An 18,386-nucleotide genomic window follows, 5' to 3' on the forward strand; every position below is an offset into this window, starting at 1 on the left:
GGGGTGCGGCCCGTGGCGGACCGCGCCCCTCGATGCTGTCCGGCCGCGTGACGGTCAGCCGCCAACAGCTCCCGGCACCTCTTCGGTGACGCCGTTCAGCGGCGAGGCCGGATCACTTCCGTCCCGAGCCCGACACGCCCATGACCACGACCAATGGAGCATGGTTCTCCGACATGCGTCCAGGCTAGGGTCTGCCTTCGAGTCCTGCGGTCTACAGCTCGATGACGACCTTGACGTCGTCCCGTTGTGGGATGAACGCCTCCGTTGCACGCTCCAGCGGCACCTCCCGGGTGATCATGCGTTCAAGCCATGGCAGGTCGGCCTTGGCCAGCGCGTCGGCAGCTTGGAGGTAGTGACGCAGGTTGGCGTTGACCGAGCCCACGACCGCGTCGTTCTGCAGCACGATCTCCCTGTTGATGGCGCCCGCGTCCACGGTCATCCTGCGGCCGGCGGGCGACACACCGGTCAGGCACACGACCCCGTAGGGTGCGGTGCCCGTCAGGGAGGCGAGGACGGGCTCGTTCGCGCCCGTGGCTTCGATGACGACATCCGGGCACACGGCGGAGACGACCTGCTCGATGTCCTCTGCGTGGTAAGTGGCTCCCAAGTCCCGTACCAGAGCGGGCTTGGGCCCTTCGGTCACCCGGTCGAGCACATGCACCTCCAGTCCGCGCTGTGTGCCCACGAGGGCAGCCAGCAGACCGATGGGCCCTGCACCGGTCACCAGGGCGCGACGAGGCTCGAACCACGAACGCGCTCCGACACGCTCGACCTGTTCCCATGCCTTCGCCACCACGGTGGTCGGCTCCATCAGCACCCCGACGTGCTCCAGGTGCGGCTCCAGCTTGACCGCGTAGTCGGCTTCCACGCACCACGCCTGCGCGCCGTAGCCGTCGATCTCTTTGATGCCGCGTTCGGTGTAGCGGCCGTTGCGGCACATGTCGAATTCTCCGCGTGCGCAGGCCCCGCACGGCTCGGGGTCCGGTCGGCGCACCACCCCGGCGACCAGGTCACCGGCCGAGAAGTCGCTGCCGGGCGGCGCCTGCCGCACCCGGCCGAGGGACTCATGCCCCAGGACCAGCCACTCACGCCCCGGAGGAGCCCAGCCGTACTCTCCCCGGACGATCTCCTTGTCCGTTCCGCACACCCCCACCGCCAGGCCCTGCACCAGCAGCTCGCCGGCTGCCGGGACGACGTCAGGCACATCCCGTACCTCTACGGATTCCTTCTCACCGGGCCGCACGGTCAATGCACGCATCGCCAACCTTGTCCCTTTCGCCATGCAGCGCTTCAGGGCCTCGCGCGCCGCTGCTGCTTGACACCGACCCCCGCCTTCATGTGTGTCCCGCTCACAGCTTTTCAGCACCAGTCGGCTGGGATCAGAGGACCTGGCCGGGTCCGTCACAGGCCGTGACCTGATCGTGAATGCGGTCAGCGGAACGCCGTGGCAGCTCCCATTCATCTGCAGGCTGGAACGGCCGGGGCGAACTGGGCTATTGGTGTGATGACGGCGCAGCGGCGTTGTCGTGGGTCTTGACTGCCCGTGGTGCAGTGTGTGGAACCTCTCCGGTGGAGGTGCCGTGCCGCCTACGACCCCTGCCACAAGATCATCTGCTTCGACGATTTGGTCATCAGCTCCGGCGACGCCCGCGAGACGCGGGCCGAGTTCCTCGCCTGGCACCGGCGAGGAACGGCCCAACGATCGAAGTGCACGGGCCGGCCGAGAGTTCTGGAAGCGTCACAGCGATCCCCCGGCGACAGCCGAGGGTGGGTTCAATCGCCGGACGTCTGCCCCCGACGCGGCGTCTGGGGCGACATCGCAGCCTCGGCCTCCGCCTTGGCGTCGCTCACCGCTGCGGCGGCCTGCTTCTCGGCCTCGTCAGCAGCCGCGGCGGCATCGAGCGAAACCGACGAGCCTGCATCGAGCTCCGGAATCCGGCTTTCGTGCGAGGTGTCGTCGGCGTCGGCGGTGGCTGCTTCCTCAGGTTGCCCAGTTTTGGGAGGTCCCGCCGTGGACTGGTCACCGAACGCCTGGGTGACGGTCCGGACTGCCTCGGTCAGCTCCCCCGGGATCACCCAGAACGTGTTGTTGTCGCTGCTCGCCAAGTGCGGGAGCGTCTCTAGGTACTTGTAGGCCAGGATCTTCGGGTCGGCGTTGTTGCGATGGACGGCCTGGAAGACCAGTTCCACCGCCTTTGCCTCGCCGTCCGCCCGCAGGATCATGGCTTGTTGGGTGCCCTGCGCCTCCAGGATGTCCTTCTGCTTCGTACCTTCCGCTGTGAGGATCTTGGCTTGCCGCTCCCCTTCGGCGTGCAGGATGGCCGCGCGCTTGTCACGCTCGGCCCGCATCTGCTTCTCCATCGCTTCCTTGATGGTGTGCGGTGGATCGATGGCCTTGATCTCGACGCGGTTGACCCGGATGCCCCACTTGCCGGTGGCATCGTCGAGGACGGCGCGGAGCCGGGAGTTGATCTCCTCACGCGAGGTGAGCGTCTCCTCCAGGTCCATGCTGCCGATGACGTTGCGCAGTGTGGTCACGGTGAGCTGGTCGATGGCCTGCAGGTAATCGGCGACTTCGTAGGCCGCCGACCGCGGGTCGGTGATCTGGTAGTAGAGGACGGTGTCGATGTTCACCACGAGGTTGTCCTCGGTGATCACCGGCCTGGGGTCGGACGAATAGACCTGCTCGCGCACGTCGAGCTTGGTGTTGATGCGGTCCGCCACCGGCAGAACCAGGTTCAGGCCGGGTTGCAGCGTCCGGCGGTATCTGCCGAACCGCTCGATGTTGTAGCGGCGCGCCTGCGGGACGATCCGCACGCTGGAGGCCACGAGGAAGACGACAACAATGGCCGCCACGAGAGTAAGGACGACAACTGGATCCACAGTGCCTCCGTTGCTGTGTGTTCAGCCTTCTCAGCCGTTCTCTGTCGTTCTCAGCCGTTCATGGAAGAAGTTCGCGGGGGTAGACGACGGCCGTGGCGCCTTCGATCTCCATGACGTCCACCAGCGCTCCCACCGGGATCACCAGGCTCTCGTCGAGGGCGCGGGCGGACCACTCCTCGCCGGACAGTTTGATCAGGCCGCGGGTCGCGGTGACCTCCTGCATGACCTCGGCCTGCTTGCCGATCAGCGCATCGCTGCCCTCGTAGGTGAGGGGTTGCTGTGCCATATGCCGCAGCGCGATCGGGCGGACGATGAGAAAGCCCGCTGCCGCTGCCGCCCCCAGGGCCAGGAGCTGGCCGAGAAGGCCGACTCCCACACCGGCGACTACGGCGGCAACCAACGCGGCGCCCGCCAGCAACCCGAAGACCAGTGTCAGCGTGAAGAACTCCGCGGCACCCAGTGCCGCGGCGGCGAACAGCCATACGTACCACGGCATCGAATCGCCCTCCTTCAGGGGCCTTCTGCACCAAGCTACCTCCCGAACCGCCGGGCAGAACAGACAGGGGAGGCGTGGTTGGTGACGCAGGGAGCGGCGAGCGGCGAGGTTGCGGACCGCCTCCCGCGCCGTGACCCGGCTGCTGGCTCGTGAGATGGCCGAGGCGGATGCTCGCCCAGGGATGGGCACCCCACCCCTGGGCGACCGGCCAACGACCGACCTCAGACGTGGCGTAGTTGCACAGACGTGGCGTAGTTGCACATACGACGCGTGCACGCAGCGGCTGCCCGCGTGCACGTCGGCCGATCTGCAGGCGCCGTACGGCCCGGACGCTGTGCCAGTTCGTCCCGGGCTCCCGCAGTCCACCGCCGTTCCTTGACCGTCACGTCGAGAGGCAGCAATTACGGCTCGAGCTCCTCGGCAGCCGACCGCAGACGCCGGGCAAGCGGCGCCGTCGATGCAGTCCAGACGAGCTGGTGTGCCACTGCGACTGCTGCGCGACCGACTTGGCCTGGCGCCTCGCCGTGGACGGTCCTGGCTGGTGAGGGTCTGTGACCGAGGGTGTGGCGTTCGCGTGCATGGGGAGTCATTCCTCGTCGGGTGGGTCTTCGGGGCCGCCGCTTCGGTGAGGGCGGTCTGGGTTCGGGGGCTTGGGGGCTGGGTTGCGCTGCTGTTCCCATGCGGTGTCGAACTGGTAGATGTCGGGGATGCCGTCGGCGTCCACGTCGGCCGTCTCCGCCTCGTACAGCTGTCGGTACCGGTTGTTTCGCACTCTCAGCAGGAGGCATGCCAGTAGCGCTGCGGTCAGTGATCCGAGGAGGACGGCGGCCTTGATGTGCTCTTGGTCCGCCGGATCGGGGTAGGCCAGTTCGCCGATGAGCAGCGAGACGGTGAAGCCGATTCCGGCGAGCATGGCCAGGGCGAGCACGTCGGCCAGCGCGAGTCCCGGGCCGAGTTGTGCGCGGGTGAAGCGGATGGCCAGGTACGTGCCGCCGAAGATGCCCAGCACCTTTCCCGCCGCGAGCCCCAGTGCCACGCCGAGTGGCTCCGGGCTGGTGACCACGGTTCCCAGCGTGTCGCCCGATACGCTCACTCCGGCCGCGAACAGGGCGAAGAGCGGGACGGCCACTCCTGCGGAGACGGGCCGGACCAGGTGGGCGATGTGCTCGGCCGGTCGGCGGCCCGCTTCTCCGTCCTTCGCCACACGCAGCAGCAGCCCCATGGCGACTCCGGCCACGGTGGCGTGGACGCCACTGGCGTAGGTCAGGCCCCAGATCACCAAGGCCAGCGGGATGTACCAGTACCAGCCGTGCACCCGCCTCTGGTCGTGCAGGTGGAAGAACAGACCGAGCCCGAGCACCGCGCCGACAAGGGCCGGCACGTTGATCGTCGACGTGTAGAAGAGAGCGATGACGAGAATGGCGCCCAGGTCGTCGACGATCGCAAGGGTCAGCAGAAAGGCACGCAGCGCGGAGGGCAGATGGGTGTCGATCACCGCGAGCACGCCCAGGGCGAAGGCGATGTCGGTGGCCATGGGGACGGCCCACCCGTTCCAGGTCCCGCCCATGGACGTGGCGACGATGCCGTAGACGAGCGCGGGGACGAGCATGCCGCTGACTGCCGCGACCACCGGCACGGTCGCCGCCTTGGGGTCTCGTAGCTCTCCGACCACCAGCTCGCGTTTCAGCTCGGCGCCGGCGACGAAGAAGAAGATCGCCAGCAGCCCGTCTGCCGTCCAGTGGGCAACGGAGAGGTCAAGGCCCAGTGCCGGAATACCGAAGTGGACGTCCCGTACCTCCTCATAGGAGGCTCTCAGCGGTGTGTTCGCCCACAGCAGCGCCACCGCAGCCGCGGCGAGCAGCAGGATGCCGCCGACGGTCTCCGTGCGCAGAGCCTTCGCCACGAAGGTGTATTCCGGCAGGGGAAGACGGCCGAGGAAGGTGCGGGGCCTGCTGTTGCGGTGAGGCATGCAGTCGGTTGCCTTTCGCACGGGGCCTTGAGAGGGGGTCTTGAGTGGTGGTCGGGTCGGCAGATGTGGTCAGACGGCCTGGAGGAGACGCTCGAGGAGGCGCGCGGCCGTGACCACGCCGAGTAGGCGGCCCGGATCTTCGTCGGACCGTTCGACCACGGCGATGAGAGGGCTTCGGCTGCGGGCCATCAGCTCCGCGATCTCGACGGCTGTCCAGTCGGGAGCGGCGGTGGGCAGGAACGGGCGTTGAGCAGGGAGGCAGTCGGCGACCGTACGCCCGCGCAGGGCACGGCAGAAGTGATCGGCATGCCGCTCGTCGATCACCCGGGCCAGTCCACCGTCTTCCTGGACGTAGCCCGGAAGCAGTGTCCTGACCACGTCACAGACAGGCAGGGCCGTGTACGGCTGCCCCACGGCGTCCATCACCAGCAGACCGGGCGGGCTCCGCTCCACGATCAGGCGCACGGCCTCGATCGCATCGGCGTTCTTGCTGGCCGAGACGTATGGCTCTGCGAGATCACGTGCGCGCACGGATTCCTCCCGGATAGGCGCTCGGTGGGTCGGTGGGCAGAAGTCCGGTGCCGCGGCCCGGGAGCCGTTGCCGTGGCGGTGTGCTCGACGGAGTTCGTCGCTCGCTCTGAACGCCCGTACCAGGGCTACGCGGGGATCCCGGGTCCTGGTCGGACCGGTACCCATCGCTGTTCAACACCGCGGTGACGCAGATGCCCAGGAAAGCGATGATGGCGAACACCGTGGCGGCGGTCACCCACCGGTTGCGCTGCTTCTCTTCTTCCTCAAGGCCGTCGTCCGACTGTGCTTGTGCCGCATCGGGGAACTGCTGGTTGAGCGCGTCCATGGTCGCGGCCAGTTCGGGATCGTCCTGGGCAAGGCGTCGTTCGAGCTGCGCGATGATGCGTCCGTCGTCCATCTCGGGATTCATGTCCACCACCTCGAGCCGAGAGCGAGTGTTCGCGCCGAAGCGCGCAGGGCGGATGCGAGTGCGCTACGTCTTCTCCCCACCGACGGCGTTTTGGGGCTGTCGAAGCATGTCGACGAGACGGAAGATCTCCATCGGCAGCGGGAAGATGAGAGTGGAGTTCCGCTCGGCGGAGATCTCGGCCATCGTGGACAGGATCCGCAGGTGAAGGGCCGCGGGATGGCCTTCGAGACGGTCCGCGGCGTCCGCCAGCGTCTCGGCCGCCTCGTACTCGCCCTTGGCGTGGATGACCTTGGCCCGCCGGTCGCGTTCGGACTCGGCCTGGCGCGCCATGGCGCGCCGCATTGCTTCGGGCAGTTCGACGTCCTTGACCTCGACGAGGGTCACCTTGACGCCCCACGGGTTGGTGACGTCGTCGATGATGCGCTGCAGCCGCTGGTTGATCTCGTCCCGGTTGATCAGCAGTTCGTCGAGATCGATCTGCCCGAGGATGCTGCGCAGTGTCGTCTGGGCGATCTGCGAGGTGCCCTTGATATGGTCCTCGATCGCCACGACCGAGCGGTTGGGGTCGACGACGTTGAAGTACGTCACGGCGTTGACCCGTACCGTGACGTTGTCCTTGGTGATCACGTCCTGCGGCGGGATGTCCATCGTCACGGTCCGCAGGGAGACGCGGACCATGCGGTCGACAACGGGAATGATGACGAACAGCCCCGGCCCTTTGGCGCCGATGATCCGTCCGAGACGGAAGATCACCCCGCGCTCGTACTCGGGCACGATCTTCACGGCGGCCATCAGCAGCATGAGCAGCACGACCGCGCCGATGATGATGCCGACCAGTCCTGAGTTCATGATCCGTCCTCCTGTCCGATGTGCGGGCCGTCGCGGATCTCGGCGCTGTCGACGATCAGGTCGAGACCGTCGATGGCCACGACGCGGACGTGTTGCCCGGCGGTGACGGGCGCGGCTCGGCCGCGGACGGTCCACCACGCGCCTTCGAGCAGTACCTGGCCGGTGTCGCCGTCGATCCGGCGCACGACGGCCTCGCGGCCCAGCAGACCTTCGTGTCCGGTGGTCGCCGGGGCCCGCCGGGCCCGCCAGGCCAGCCGTCCGGCGAGCAGGGAGCCGCCGCCGACGACCACGGCGGTCGGCCACAGCACGGCCGGGTCAACGCCCAGCTCACCGCGGAAGAGCAGGATCCCGGCGAACACCAGGGCCACCGTCCCGCCAGCGGCGAAGACACCGACTCCGGGCGTGAGCACTTCTGCGGCGAACAGGGCGGCGGCAAGGATCAGCAGGAGCAGGCCACCGACGTGGAAGGGCAGCACGCTCAGGGCGACGAATCCGAGCACGAGCAGGACGACCCCGATCGCACCGGCGAATCCCATCCCGGGGCTCGCCAGCTCGTAGATCACGGCCAGAGTCCCGATCGAGAGGAAGAGGAACGCCAGCTCCGGGCTGGCCAGCAGCTGCCGCACCTCACCGAAGAAGCCGAGATCGTGCTCCACCGTCCGGGCACCCGCGGTGTGCAGAACGACCTCGTGCTCGCCACCCTCCGGACCCACGACGACCCGGCGGCCGTCCAACTCGGTGAGCAGGCCCTCGCGTGACGGCGTCACGAGATCGACCACGTCGCTGCGTACAGCCTCCCGGTCGGAGACGGCCGCGCCGTCGCGCACCATGTCCCGGGCGAAGTCCGTGTTCCTGCCCCGTTGCTCGGCGATCGACACGGCGAATGCGACGGCGTCGTTGACGACCTTGTCGCTCGCCTCCTCGCCCTGACCGGTCACGGGTGTGCCGGCCCCGATGTGGGTGCCGGGCGCCATGGCCGCGACGTGCGCGGACAGCGCGATGTACGCGCCGGCCGACGCCGCGCGAGCACCGGACGGGGTCACGTACACGACGACCGGGACGTCCGACGCGAGAAAGTCCTGCACGATCTCCCGGGTGGACTGCAGCAGCCCGCCAGGGGTGTCCACCTCGATCACATAGGCCGCGTGCTGCTCACTCTCGGCGAGGTGAAGCCCCTCCTTCAGATGATCGGCGACAACGGGAGTGATGGTGCCGTCGACCCGTGTGACCAGCACACTCGGCGCCTGCGCCACGCTCACGGCAGGCGCGGTGAGGAGGCAGGCGAACGCGGCCAAGAGGACCTGGACGCATCTCCGGACGGGAGTCAGGGGCTGGCTTCGGGGCACGGCACGGTATCCCCTTGTTCCTCACACGGTTCTCAGCTGGGAGTTTTACTCACGGATTACCCTCGCCCCCCGGCCGGATGCTTGCTCACGGTGCCCAAGTAAGGCCGTCTCGCACAGCCGTTTTTTGCCGACCCACGGCAGAATGGCCCCATGCCGAGGCGAAAGAACGGCCAGAACGCCGCCGGCAGCGAAGCCGATGCCACGGTGCCGGGCGTCGCAGCTCCTGTAGGTAGCGGCCCCCCGGCTGCCAGTGCTCTGGACCCCTACCTGAAGCGGCTCGTCGGCATCTCCACCAGTAGGGAGCGGCTGGGTGAGCACGAACTTGAGGGGTTGCGGGAGGTGGCTGCTGCCGCGGCGGGCCGCGGCACCGCCCTCACGGCTCTGGTCTCCGAGTACCTCGACTCCGCCTGCCGGGTGTGGGGGGACCTGCCCGACACCCGCCGGGCGGAGGACCACGAGGGCGTGACAGCCGTGGTGTCCGCCCTCCTTCGGGCGGTCGCCGATGCGACGGTTGCGCTGACCGAGGGATACGAGACGGCCCACCGGGCAGCCATCCGGGGGGAGGAGGCGACACGGCGGGAGTTCGTCGACGACCTCCTGGAGGGGCGCACCGACCTCGGTCGGCTGGCCGAACGCGCCGAACGATTCGAGTTCCGGCTGCTCGGGCCGCACACCGTCGCCGTCGCGCGGGCGGCGAGCGCCTTCGGCGCGGGCGATCCCGCCACTCACTACGTCGAGGAGGCGCTGACCACCCGGTTCGCCGCGCGCGAGGTCCTGACCACCACCAAGGACGGTCTTCTGGTGTGTGTGTCCCGCGGCACAGGACCGGACGTTCCCGAAGCCTTCGCCGCCGCCGTGGGCGACGCGGTCGGCGACCAGCACCAGCTCGCCATCAGCCGGCCCCGGCGGGGCCCCGGTGGCATCGTCCGCTCCTACCAGGAAGCGCGCAGCACCCTCGATCTCGCCGCCCAGCTCGGTCTGTCCGCCCCGCTCGTCCACGCCGCGGACGTCCTGGTCTTCCAAGTCCTCGGCCGGGACCGCGCAGCCATCACCGACCTGGTGGCCACCGTCCTCGGCGGGCTGGAACAAGCACGCGGCGGTCCGCAACCGCTCCTGAACACCCTCACCGCCTACTTCGCCAGCGGCTGCCTGAACACCGCCACCGCCCGCCGCCTGGAGATGAGCGTGCGGACGGTCGCCTACCGGCTCAGTCGTATCCGGCAGCTCACCGGCCATGACCCCACCGACCCCGACCAGCGTTACATCCTGCAGACCGCCGCACTCGGCGCACGCCTGCTGGACTGGCCGTCGCAACCCATCCAGCCCGCCGACTGACCTTGAACGGCCCGACCTCATCACAGTGGACTACGCGACCGTCGGTGACCCACGCGGCGTGATCGCCGCCCTCAACGCCGAGCATGCGCGGTAGCTGTCAAAAGGCAGACGGCTCGGTGACATTTCCGCTGCTCGATGAGTCAGGCGAACCAGGCCGCCGTGGAGAGGTCCGGGCGTACCCCCCGGGTGGTGCGGACGACGGCGACCGCGCTGGAGATGAGACCGATGTGGCTGATGGCCTGCGGACAGTTGCCGAGATACGTGCCGTCGGACGGGTCGATCTGCTGGGCAGCAGCCCCAGGTGGTTGGCGCGGTCAAGTGTCGTGTTTTTGCCGTAGGCGGAACCTTGCCCTCGGCATGCTGCGGCGTCACGGCGCGGGACAGCGTCGGCCTGCCTCACTGGGAGGCTGTTGGCGAAGGACGGCCACCGCGGATGAGACCTCGATGACCGAGTCGAGGCCGAAGCCGATCGAGGCGGTGGATGAGGCGATCACGGTGATCGCGACGATCCCCGTCCTCACTCGACTTTCCCGGACCCTCATGGGCCGGGCGTCCACCAGTACGGTCTGCGGCGAAAGCGGTCTGTGCCGATCGGGCCCTGCCCGCTACAGTGCAAAGAACGCGTCAAGAAGGCGCGGGGTGTGCCGGGAAGTCTGGTCGGCGTTCAGGGGCCGTGTGCCCAAAGCGCCGACGCCCCGGAGGTCAGCCCCGATGGCCGCCGCCAGCCGTGACCGCTCCCCCTTCCTGGGATTCCTCGGACTTCCGCCCTGGCCGCAGTTATAGGCAATCACGCGCGCGCCTGCGCACCGGGCCGGTAAGCGGACTGGTGCTGCTTGTCGCGGCCGTGGTGGCCCTCATCCGGGCGAACACCTGACCACCGCAGCACCCTGGATTCCTTGCAGGGTTCTATTGATCCACTTTTTGTCCGAATCGGATGGTGACCGTGGAGCAGGCAGGCAGAACCGGCAGCGCAAGCATGCGGCAGCTCCTGCTGGCACTCGGCGAGCCGGTCATCGGCCTGGTCACCGCCCCCGCGGGACTCGATGTCGTGATCGAGAACGTGGTGATCCTGGATCCCGACGACGAGCCGGAGCCCTGCCCCGGAGCACTCGTACTGATCATCGGCGCCCGGGGCAGCAGAGCCCTCCGCCTCATACGCGCCATGGCGCACCAGGGCGCTGCCGCGGTGGCCGTCAAGATCGACCACACCGATGATCTCGACGACTTCAAGCGTGTCGCCGCCGAGACGGGTGTTGCGGCACTCGGTGTGCGCCCTGAGGCCCGTTGGGGGCTGCTCGACTCCGTTGCCAGAGGCGTTGTCGACGATGCGCGGGTGGCCGTGGTGCCGGAAGCCGGCCAGTCGGCGGAGCTGTTCGCGCTGGCCGAGACGGTGGCAGCCCTCACCGGTGGGATCGTCAGCATCGAGGACAGCACCAACCGGGTGCTGGCCTACTCACGGTCGGACGACGAGGTGGACGAGCTGCGCCGGCGGTCGATCCTGGGGTGGCAGGGCCCTGCCGAGTACCTCGCCCTTCTGCGGCAGTGGGGCGTTCTCGAACGGCTGCGCGCCGGTGACGACGTGGTGCACGTCGACGAGCATCCGGAGCGGGGAATCAGAAGGCGGCTGGCGATCGGCATCCGTGTCGACTCACAGCTTCTGGGGTCGATCTGGGTACAGGAAGGCAGACACAGGCTGGCGGACAGCGCCGGCACCGCGTTGATCGGCGCTGCCCGGGCGGCAGCGCTGCATCTCGTGCGCCGGCGTACGGGTACGCCTGCCGACCTTCAACTGGAACAGAGCCTGCTGAGCCGGATGCTCGACGGCCACATCGATCCGCGTACCTTCGCCGACAACATCGGTGTCGACCTGGGGAAGCCGGCGGTGGTCACGGCGTTCGCCCTGACCGGAAGCCTGCCCGGCGCCGGGCCGGGCGCGGATGCCGAGGCCGGCGCGGATGCCCATGCGGGGGCCGACCGTCCGAGGTTCGAGCTGCAGAGGTCGGTGATGACGAGTCTGATCTCCGTTCACGCCGCCGCGTACCGGCGCCGGGCGCTGGTCACGGGCGGCTCCCCCCGCGTCTACATGCTGCTGCCGGGGCTGCCGGAGCAGGGCGCCGAGAGCATCGCGCTCGGTCTGGCCGACGACATCGTGCGGGCGGCCCACCAGCGCCTGAATCTCGACGTCCGCGCGGCTGTCGGTTCCGCGGTCGGCGGCCTGGACTCGATCGCCAAGTCGAGAGCCGAGGCCGACTGCGTCCTCGACATTCTGACCTCGGGTGGGGAACGGAATGTGGCCACCATCGCCGACGTCCGCTCGGAGGTCCTGGTCAGGGAGACGCTGTCACTGCTCGAGAAGAACCCGCGTCTGAGGGACCCGCGGATCACCGCTCTCGTCGCGTACGACGCGGAGCACGACGCCGGCCTCGTACCGGCCGTGCTCTCCTACCTCGGTGCACTGGGTAATGTGCGTGCGGCCGCCCGGTCCCTCCACATCCATACGAACACCCTGCGCTACCGCCTGAAGCGGGCGAACGCGATCAGCGGAATCGATCTCGCCGATCCGCACCAGGGCCTGTTCTCCCATCTGCAGTTGCTGCTCGAGACCGGGTCGGAGCCCGTGGTGCACGGACCCTGACCCGGTCTCCCGCGGCTCACCGCCGCTCGTCGGTCCCGCTATACGGGCTCGTCCGCCGCGGCAGGTTCCGTGACGTCGCCGCGGGAGTGCAGCGACTGCCGGAACCGTGCCAGCTCCCGCTTGACGACGGGGGCGAGCAGATACAGGCCGATGATGTTGATCAGTGCGAGCAGGAAGAGTACTGCGTCGGTGAACGCGAGCACGCTGCCGAAGGACAGCACCGCACCCATCACGATGAACGTGCAGAAGATCAGCTGGAAGATGCGCTCGCTGACCTTGCTCCTGCCGAACAGGTGGGACCACGCCTTCTGGCCGTAGTAGGCCCAGGTGATCATGGTGGAGATGGCAAAGAGCACCACGGCCACGGTGAGGACGTGCGGGAACCAGGGGATCACCGTCTCGAAGGCTTCGGAGGTGACCGTGACACCGTCCACGGCCGTACCGTTGGCCGCGTACTCCGCCTTCGAGTCGTTCCAGTACCCGGTGTCCGCGATGACGATGGTCAGCGCGGTCATCGTGCAGATGACCACCGTGTCGATGAACGGCTCGAACAGGGCGACGAGTCCCTCGGTGGCCGGGTACTTCGTCTTCACGGCGGAGTGAGCGATGGGTGCCGACCCCAGACCCGCCTCGTTGGAGAACGCGGCACGGGTGAAGCCGACGATCAGCGCACCGATGACACCGCCGACCACCCCTTCGCCGGTGAAGGCGCCCGAGAAGATCTCGCCGAACGCCGCCGGCACCGCTGTGATGTTGAACAGGATGACGATCAGGCAGGCAGCGACGTAGATGATGGCCATGGCGGGGACCAGGCGGCTGGTCACCCTGCCGATCGACTTGATTCCGCCGACGATCACGGCGCCGACGACGACGGCGAGCACCACACCCATGATCAGCGCCGATCCGTCGCCGGCGAACGGGCCGTCTTCGCCTCCGGCGCTGTTACGGATCTGGCTGACGGTCTGGTTGGCCTGGAACATGTTGCCGCCACCGAGGCCGAAGAACAGAACCATGATGGCAGCGAGCCCTGCGAGGATCCTGCCCAGGTACGCACCGGCGGCTCCGGGCAGCCTCTCCGCCACTCCCTTGCGCAGGTACTGCATGGGGCCGCCGGACACGGAGCCGTCGGGGTGGTAGTCGCGGTAGCGGACCCCGAGCGTGCACTCGGTGAACTTCGAGGCCATACCGAGCAGGCCGCAGAGCACCATCCAGAAGGTGGCGCCCGCGCCGCCGATGGTGACCGCCACGCCCACGCCGGCGATGTTGCCCAGGCCGACCGTTCCGGACACGGCCGAGGTCAACGCCTGGAAGTGGGTGATCTCCCCCGGGTCGTCGGACTTGCTGTGCCTGCCCCGGAGGACCTGCAGGGCGAGTTTGAGTCCGCGTACCTGGATGAAACCGAAGTAGAGGGTGAAGACCAGACCGGCGAGAACGAGCCACGCCACGATCCATGGGAAGCCGGTCCCGAAGACCGTCACTTCCGCGAAGACGAAATCGCCGAGTCCGGTGGCCACCGGATCGAAGAACGAGTTGATGTTCTTCTCTATCGTTCCCAGAAGGCCCTGTTCCGCTTCCTGGGCCTGGAACCGGACGCTCGCGAATGCAGGCGCCACTTCTTCCATCCGAGCCATTGCGATCCCTTTCTCCAGCCCGGCGACACCGAGCTGCCAGCCCCAGACCGGGGCTTCACATGTCGGGAACCGTAGAGGGCGCCGACCGGCTGGGTCCCGGTGCGATCGGCCAAAGATCTGGCAGGTCATTCGTCAATCGGTCCGTCCGCGCCTGCCCTCGACGTCCTCACGCAGCCGCCACCCGCCGGAGGACTCCAGCGAGGCTGGGCGGAGGGTCCGTACCACTTCGCGCCTTGATGTGTACGGACCCGCTCGTTGTGCGTTGCGGCAGGTGAAACGGCGTCTGGTCGGATGAAGGGCAGGCGGTTAGGGTGTCCGGAACGCGTCGGTGTCCTGCCCAGGGGCGCCGTACGCAGGGTGTGCCGGGAAGTCTGGTCGGCGTCGAAGGGGCGTATGCCCTCACGCCGATGCCCCGGAGGTCTTCCTGATGGCTGCTGCCCCGCGTGAGCGTTCCACCTTCCTCGGCCTGCTGCCGTGGCCGGAGCGGACAGCGGTGGCCCAGGCCCTACGGACGGAAACCGTCGGCGGGCTGGTCCTTCTCGCAGCGGCCGTGGTGGCGCTGGTGTGGGCGAACACCCCGTGGAGCGGCACCTACGAGGAGATCCGCGACTTCCACTTCGGCATCCCCGCACTCGGCCTCGACCTGTCGGTGGAGCACTGGACCGCCGACGGACTGCTGGCTGTCTTCTTCCTGGTCGCAGGCATCGAGCTGAAACGCGAGCTCGTCGTGGGTTCGCTGCGTACTCCGGCCACGGCCGCACTGCCGGTCGTCGCCGCGCTGTGCGGCATGGCCGTGCCGGCCGCCGTCTACGCTGCCACCGCCACCGTCGGCGGGGGCAGTCTGGAGGGCTGGGCCGTGCCCATGGCCACCGACATCGCCTTCGCCCTCGCCGTCCTCGCCGTCATCAGCACCCACCTGCCCTCCGCGCTCCGCGCCTTCCTGCTCACCCTCGCCATCGTCGACGACCTCGGCGCGATCCTCGTCATCGCGATCTTCTTCACCAGTGACCTGAACTTCGCCGCCCTCGGCGGAGCCGTCGGCGGGCTGGTCGTCTTCTACGTACTCCAGCGGTACCGCGTGCGCGGCTGGTGGTGGTACGTACCGCTCGGCCTCACCATCTGGGCCCTGATGTACAACGGAGGCGTCCACGCCACCGTCGCCGGGGTGGCCATGGGCCTGCTCCTGCGCACGACCCGTGACGAGGACGAGGACGCCTCACCCGCCGAGCGGACCTCACATCTGCTGCACCCGGTCTCGGCAGGAGTGGCGGTACCGCTCTTCGCTCTCTTTGCCGCAGGCGTCGGATTCTCCGTCTCATCGCTGGCCGAGGTGTTCACCCAGCCGGAGCCGCTCGGCGTGGTGCTGGGCCTGGTAGTCGGCAAGACCGTGGGAATCTTCGCGGGCACCTACCTCGCCGCGCGCTTCACCCGGGCCCGCCTCAACCCCGACCTGGCCTGGGCAGATGTGTTCGCCCTGGCGGTGCTGGCAGGGATCGGCTTCACCGTGGCCCTGCTGATCGGGGAACTCGCCTTCCCCGACCCGGCCGATGCCGAGTACATCAAGGCCGCTGTGCTGCTGGGCTCGCTGATCGCCGCGGCCGTGGCGACGCTGCTGATCAAGCGCCGCAATGGGATCTACCGCCGTCTGTGGGAGGAGGAGACGCGGGACGAGGACGCCGATGGCATCCCCGACATCTATCAGCAGACCAACCCCGGACGCGGCAGCGTCACGGGCGACAGCTGAGGAGGACGGTCATGCGCGCACGGGACCTTGCTGAGCCCTGCCCCTTCGTGACCACGGACGACGACGCGATCAGCGCGGCCCGGATGCTGGCGGAGCAGTCGCTGCCGGCCCTGCTCGTCCTCGACGCCGATGGACAGCCCTACTCCATCGTGCCCGGCTCCCAGCTCATCCGGCAGCTCCTCCCCTCCTACATCATCGAAGACCCGCTGCTCGCCCATGTCGTCGACGAACGAACCGATGCCGAGGTCGCGGAACGGCTGACCGGGCTCACCGTCGCCGAGTGGGCGCCGCGCCGTCTGTACCCGCCGCCTGTGGTGGGGCCGGACGCGCGCCCGATGGAGGTCGCGGCACTGATGGCCAGTACACACAGCCCCCTGGTCGCCGTCGTGGAACGTGACGGCACCCAGGTGACGCTGCTCGGTACGGTCACCGCCGCCCGCCTCATGCACCACTTCCTTGAGGCCTCGTGAACGGCGCCCGGGCTTTACTGCCGGTGGTCATCGTGGCCGCCGCGCTGGTGATCAGGACCGCGATCGGTGAGATACGCCGGCCAGGCACCGTACGGGAGCAGTGGACGTCGGCGACGAGCGGCCGCGCCGTGGCTGCCGGGGTGGTGACGGCCGTGGCCATCACCGTGACGGGCTGGCAAGAGGCCGGACCGGCGGCATTGGCGTGGGCGATGCTGACCGGTGCGCTCGTCGCCTTGCTCATGGGCCGGCCGCCGAACAGGTCCTGACAACGCCTCACCCTCCGCTGTGACCGCCACCGCAGAGGCCTCCGCGAGGAGTTCGGTGTGCCCGTTCAGGAATGAATGCGTGGGGCAGACGCCTCCGCGCATACGCCCGTAGGCTGCCGCACCCGTGCTCTGACGGGCTGGGAAACGAAACCCGGTGAAGCGGCTCTCGGGACTTGCGCACCATGCCGGAATCCGGCAGTGTCCGGGAGGCCGGAGTGCCTGCAAAGAGTCTGTCAGTGCCGCGTAAAGGACGTGTAGGGTTCCTCGCGGTGTGCCGGGAAGCCTGGTCGGCGATCTGGAGAGAACTCTCTCCAGTCTCTTGGCTGATCGGGGGTCGTGGTCATGGTGCTCGTCGTTGTTTTCGGGGTGGCGCTGCTCGTCGCGGTGCTGCTGTCGGGCCTCGCGGCACGGACCGTATTGTCGACGTCGTTGCTCTTCCTGGTCGGTGGCGCGCTCGTCAGCGACGGGTTCCTCGGGCTGATCCACATCACGCCGGACAGCGAGATCGTGTCCGTGACGGCCGACTTGGCACTGTTCGCGGTGCTGTTCACCGATGGCATGCACGTCTCCTTCCCGAAGCTGCGGGAGAACTGGCGCAACCCGGTCCGCGCCCTCGGGCTCGGCATGCCGCTGGCGTTCGTCGGCATGGCGCTGATCACCCATTTCGTGGTGGGCCTGGACTGGACGACGTCCTTCCTCGTCGGCGCCGTCCTCGCGCCGACCGACCCGGTGTTCGCCTCGGCGATCGTCGGCCGCAAGGAAGTCCCGGCGAAACTACGGCAGTTGCTGAACGTGGAGAGCGGCATCAACGACGGGCTCGCCCTGCCGATCGTCCTCATCTTCATCGCCGCGGCCGGTCCCACATCCGGGCACGCCGAGGCGTCGCTCGGGAAGATCGCGCTGGAGCTGGTCCTCGGGCTGGTCTTCGGCGTCGTACTGCCGCTGGCCGTGATCGGCCTCGTACGCTTCCGGCTGCTGGGCGCCGAGCCCAAGCTGCAACCGCTGCTGCCGCTGGCCATCGGCGTGATCCTGTACGCCACGTGCCACCTCACCCACGCCAACCCCTACCTCGCCGCGTTCTCCGCCGGAGCGGTCCTCACCGCCCGCTCCCCCGAGGCGAAGACCGCGTTCGAGCCGCTCGGTGAGGCACTGGCCGAGCTGGCGAAGTTCGCGGCGCTGCTGGTGTTCGGCGCGCTGCTCACCCCGCAGCTCTTCGGGGACCTGTCAGTGGGCGGTTACGTCGCGGTCGTCCTGGCCATCGTGCTGATCCGGCCGGCCTCGCTGCTGCTGTCGCTGGTCGGCACCCGGTTCGACCAGCGGGAGAAGCTGGTCGCGGCCTGGTTCGGGCCGAAGGGGTTCGCCTCCGTGGTGTACGGGCTGCTGGTGCTGCAGGCCGGGATACCGCGGGGCGAGGAGGCGTTCACGCTCATCGCCGTGTGCATCGCCTTCTCGATCGTCGCGCACAGCAGCACCGACGTGCCGATCGCCCGCCTGTTCCACGTCGACGAGCTGGTCGGTGTGCCCGGTGCCCGCCAGGACGCGGACACCGCCCTCACCAAGCAGGAGTCCGGCCAAGTCGGCGCGTGAACTTGCCGAGCCCTACCCGTTCGTGTCCACCGTTCTCCGCGCTCACTCGTGGCGGCGACAAGATGATCAGGAGCAGCACGGCGAGTGCGGCCCACAGCACGGCGCGCGTCAAGGTGAGCCCCACGAGCCCCAGTCGAGCAACACCAGCATCCCAAAGAGCAGCGCTCCGGCGAACACCGCGCTGCGCAACTCCCGTACCCAGTAACGGTCATGAACCACTCCGACGGCAGCCACA

At 68.6% G+C, this 18,386-nt stretch carries 17 protein-coding genes; 6 read left to right on the forward strand and 11 right to left on the reverse strand.

The annotated features are described in order from the left end of the window. Window positions 1–211: 211 nt before the first annotated feature. The 8 genes from OHT21_RS20610 to OHT21_RS20645 form a co-directional block, all read right to left on the reverse strand. Window positions 212–1,258 (reverse strand): glucose 1-dehydrogenase, encoded by a 1,047-nt coding sequence (locus OHT21_RS20610; RefSeq protein ID WP_328769829.1) that lies wholly within the window; start codon window positions 1,256–1,258, stop codon window positions 212–214. A 515-nt stretch (window positions 1,259–1,773) separates the two neighbouring features. Continuing rightward, window positions 1,774–2,883, reverse strand: a complete 1,110-nt coding sequence (locus OHT21_RS20615) for an SPFH domain-containing protein (protein ID WP_328769830.1) — start codon at window positions 2,881–2,883, stop codon at window positions 1,774–1,776. A 58-nt stretch (window positions 2,884–2,941) separates the two neighbouring features. Then, window positions 2,942–3,379 carry an NfeD family protein gene (locus OHT21_RS20620; RefSeq protein ID WP_328769831.1) on the reverse strand — a complete coding sequence of 146 codons (438 nt, stop codon included), beginning with the start codon at window positions 3,377–3,379 and terminating at the stop codon, window positions 2,942–2,944. Window positions 3,380–3,965: 586 nt separating this feature from the next. Beyond that, window positions 3,966–5,348 (reverse strand): Na+/H+ antiporter NhaA, encoded by a 1,383-nt coding sequence (nhaA, locus tag OHT21_RS20625; RefSeq protein WP_328769832.1) that lies wholly within the window; start codon window positions 5,346–5,348, stop codon window positions 3,966–3,968. Between the two features lie 69 nt (window positions 5,349–5,417). Then, entirely contained in the window at window positions 5,418–5,879 is a 462-nt protein-coding gene (locus OHT21_RS20630) for a CBS domain-containing protein (protein WP_328769833.1), read from the reverse strand. Continuing rightward, on the reverse strand, window positions 5,866–6,288 hold the full coding sequence (locus OHT21_RS20635) for a DUF3040 domain-containing protein (RefSeq protein ID WP_328769834.1): 423 nt from the start codon (window positions 6,286–6,288) through the stop codon (window positions 5,866–5,868). The genes OHT21_RS20630 and OHT21_RS20635 overlap by 14 nt, the downstream gene beginning before the upstream one ends. 63 nt (window positions 6,289–6,351) lie before the next feature. Continuing rightward, on the reverse strand, window positions 6,352–7,137 hold the full coding sequence (locus OHT21_RS20640) for a slipin family protein (RefSeq protein ID WP_328769835.1): 786 nt from the start codon (window positions 7,135–7,137) through the stop codon (window positions 6,352–6,354). Beyond that, the gene (locus tag OHT21_RS20645) at window positions 7,134–8,396 is read right to left on the reverse strand and encodes an NfeD family protein (protein ID WP_328769836.1); all 1,263 of its coding nucleotides are present in this window, start codon (window positions 8,394–8,396) and stop codon (window positions 7,134–7,136) included. The genes OHT21_RS20640 and OHT21_RS20645 overlap by 4 nt, the downstream gene beginning before the upstream one ends. A gap of 237 nt (window positions 8,397–8,633) precedes the next feature. Here OHT21_RS20645 and OHT21_RS20650 point away from each other — a divergent pair, with 237 nt between their 5' ends. After that, window positions 8,634–9,818 (forward strand): PucR family transcriptional regulator, encoded by a 1,185-nt coding sequence (locus OHT21_RS20650; RefSeq protein ID WP_328769837.1) that lies wholly within the window; start codon window positions 8,634–8,636, stop codon window positions 9,816–9,818. A gap of 368 nt (window positions 9,819–10,186) precedes the next feature. Here the strand turns inward: OHT21_RS20650 and OHT21_RS44710 are convergent, their stop codons facing one another. Next, the gene (locus OHT21_RS44710) at window positions 10,187–10,339 is read right to left on the reverse strand and encodes a hypothetical protein (RefSeq protein ID WP_443050711.1); all 153 of its coding nucleotides are present in this window, start codon (window positions 10,337–10,339) and stop codon (window positions 10,187–10,189) included. 455 nt (window positions 10,340–10,794) lie between these two features. Here OHT21_RS44710 and OHT21_RS20660 point away from each other — a divergent pair, with 455 nt between their 5' ends. Then, window positions 10,795–12,453: a helix-turn-helix domain-containing protein gene (locus OHT21_RS20660; protein WP_328769838.1), complete on the forward strand. Its 1,659-nt coding sequence runs from the start codon at window positions 10,795–10,797 to the stop codon at window positions 12,451–12,453. Window positions 12,454–12,491: 38 nt separating this feature from the next. Here OHT21_RS20660 and OHT21_RS20665 read toward each other — a convergent pair whose 3' ends face one another. Next, window positions 12,492–14,075: an alanine/glycine:cation symporter family protein gene (locus OHT21_RS20665; RefSeq protein WP_443050648.1), complete on the reverse strand. Its 1,584-nt coding sequence runs from the start codon at window positions 14,073–14,075 to the stop codon at window positions 12,492–12,494. A 436-nt stretch (window positions 14,076–14,511) separates the two neighbouring features. Here OHT21_RS20665 and nhaA (OHT21_RS20670) point away from each other — a divergent pair, with 436 nt between their 5' ends. From nhaA (OHT21_RS20670) to OHT21_RS20685, 4 genes are all read left to right on the forward strand, one after another. After that, entirely contained in the window at window positions 14,512–15,828 is a 1,317-nt protein-coding gene (gene nhaA, locus OHT21_RS20670) for a Na+/H+ antiporter NhaA (RefSeq protein WP_328769840.1), read from the forward strand. An 11-nt stretch (window positions 15,829–15,839) separates the two neighbouring features. After that, window positions 15,840–16,298, forward strand: a complete 459-nt coding sequence (locus tag OHT21_RS20675; RefSeq protein WP_328769841.1) for a CBS domain-containing protein — start codon at window positions 15,840–15,842, stop codon at window positions 16,296–16,298. Further along, window positions 16,295–16,564 (forward strand): hypothetical protein, encoded by a 270-nt coding sequence (locus tag OHT21_RS20680; protein ID WP_328769842.1) that lies wholly within the window; start codon window positions 16,295–16,297, stop codon window positions 16,562–16,564. Before OHT21_RS20675 ends, OHT21_RS20680 begins: the two co-directional genes overlap by 4 nt. A 342-nt stretch (window positions 16,565–16,906) precedes the next feature. Further along, a complete protein-coding gene (locus tag OHT21_RS20685) occupies window positions 16,907–18,151 on the forward strand; it encodes a cation:proton antiporter (protein WP_328769843.1) in 1,245 nt (414 codons plus the stop codon). Window positions 18,152–18,259: 108 nt separating this feature from the next. Here the strand turns inward: OHT21_RS20685 and OHT21_RS20690 are convergent, their stop codons facing one another. Next, the gene (locus tag OHT21_RS20690) at window positions 18,260–18,385 is read right to left on the reverse strand and encodes a hypothetical protein (protein ID WP_328769844.1); all 126 of its coding nucleotides are present in this window, start codon (window positions 18,383–18,385) and stop codon (window positions 18,260–18,262) included. Window position 18,386: the final 1 nt, after the last annotated feature.

The organism is Streptomyces sp. NBC_00286, assembly GCF_036173125.1.
Taxonomy (GTDB): Bacteria; Actinomycetota; Actinomycetes; order Streptomycetales; family Streptomycetaceae; genus Streptomyces.

Bases quoted from the DNA above. Each gene is read 5' to 3' on its own strand.
- OHT21_RS20650 (WP_328769837.1), top strand. From the start codon at position 8,634: ATGCCGAGGCGAAAGAACGGCCAGAACGCCGCCGGCAGCGAAGCCGAT.
- OHT21_RS20675 (WP_328769841.1), top strand. From the start codon at position 15,840: ATGCGCGCACGGGACCTTGCTGAGCCCTGCCCCTTCGTGACCACGGAC.
- OHT21_RS20635 (WP_328769834.1), bottom strand. From the start codon at position 6,288: ATGAATCCCGAGATGGACGACGGACGCATCATCGCGCAGCTCGAACGA.
- OHT21_RS20665 (WP_443050648.1), bottom strand. From the start codon at position 14,075: ATGGAAGAAGTGGCGCCTGCATTCGCGAGCGTCCGGTTCCAGGCCCAG.
- OHT21_RS20660 (WP_328769838.1), top strand. From the start codon at position 10,795: ATGCGGCAGCTCCTGCTGGCACTCGGCGAGCCGGTCATCGGCCTGGTC.
- OHT21_RS20685 (WP_328769843.1), top strand. From the start codon at position 16,907: ATGGTGCTCGTCGTTGTTTTCGGGGTGGCGCTGCTCGTCGCGGTGCTG.
- nhaA (WP_328769832.1), bottom strand. From the start codon at position 5,348: ATGCCTCACCGCAACAGCAGGCCCCGCACCTTCCTCGGCCGTCTTCCC.
- nhaA (WP_328769840.1), top strand. From the start codon at position 14,512: ATGGCTGCTGCCCCGCGTGAGCGTTCCACCTTCCTCGGCCTGCTGCCG.
- OHT21_RS20620 (WP_328769831.1), bottom strand. From the start codon at position 3,379: ATGCCGTGGTACGTATGGCTGTTCGCCGCCGCGGCACTGGGTGCCGCG.
- OHT21_RS20610 (WP_328769829.1), bottom strand. From the start codon at position 1,258: ATGCGTGCATTGACCGTGCGGCCCGGTGAGAAGGAATCCGTAGAGGTA.
- OHT21_RS20640 (WP_328769835.1), bottom strand. From the start codon at position 7,137: ATGAACTCAGGACTGGTCGGCATCATCATCGGCGCGGTCGTGCTGCTC.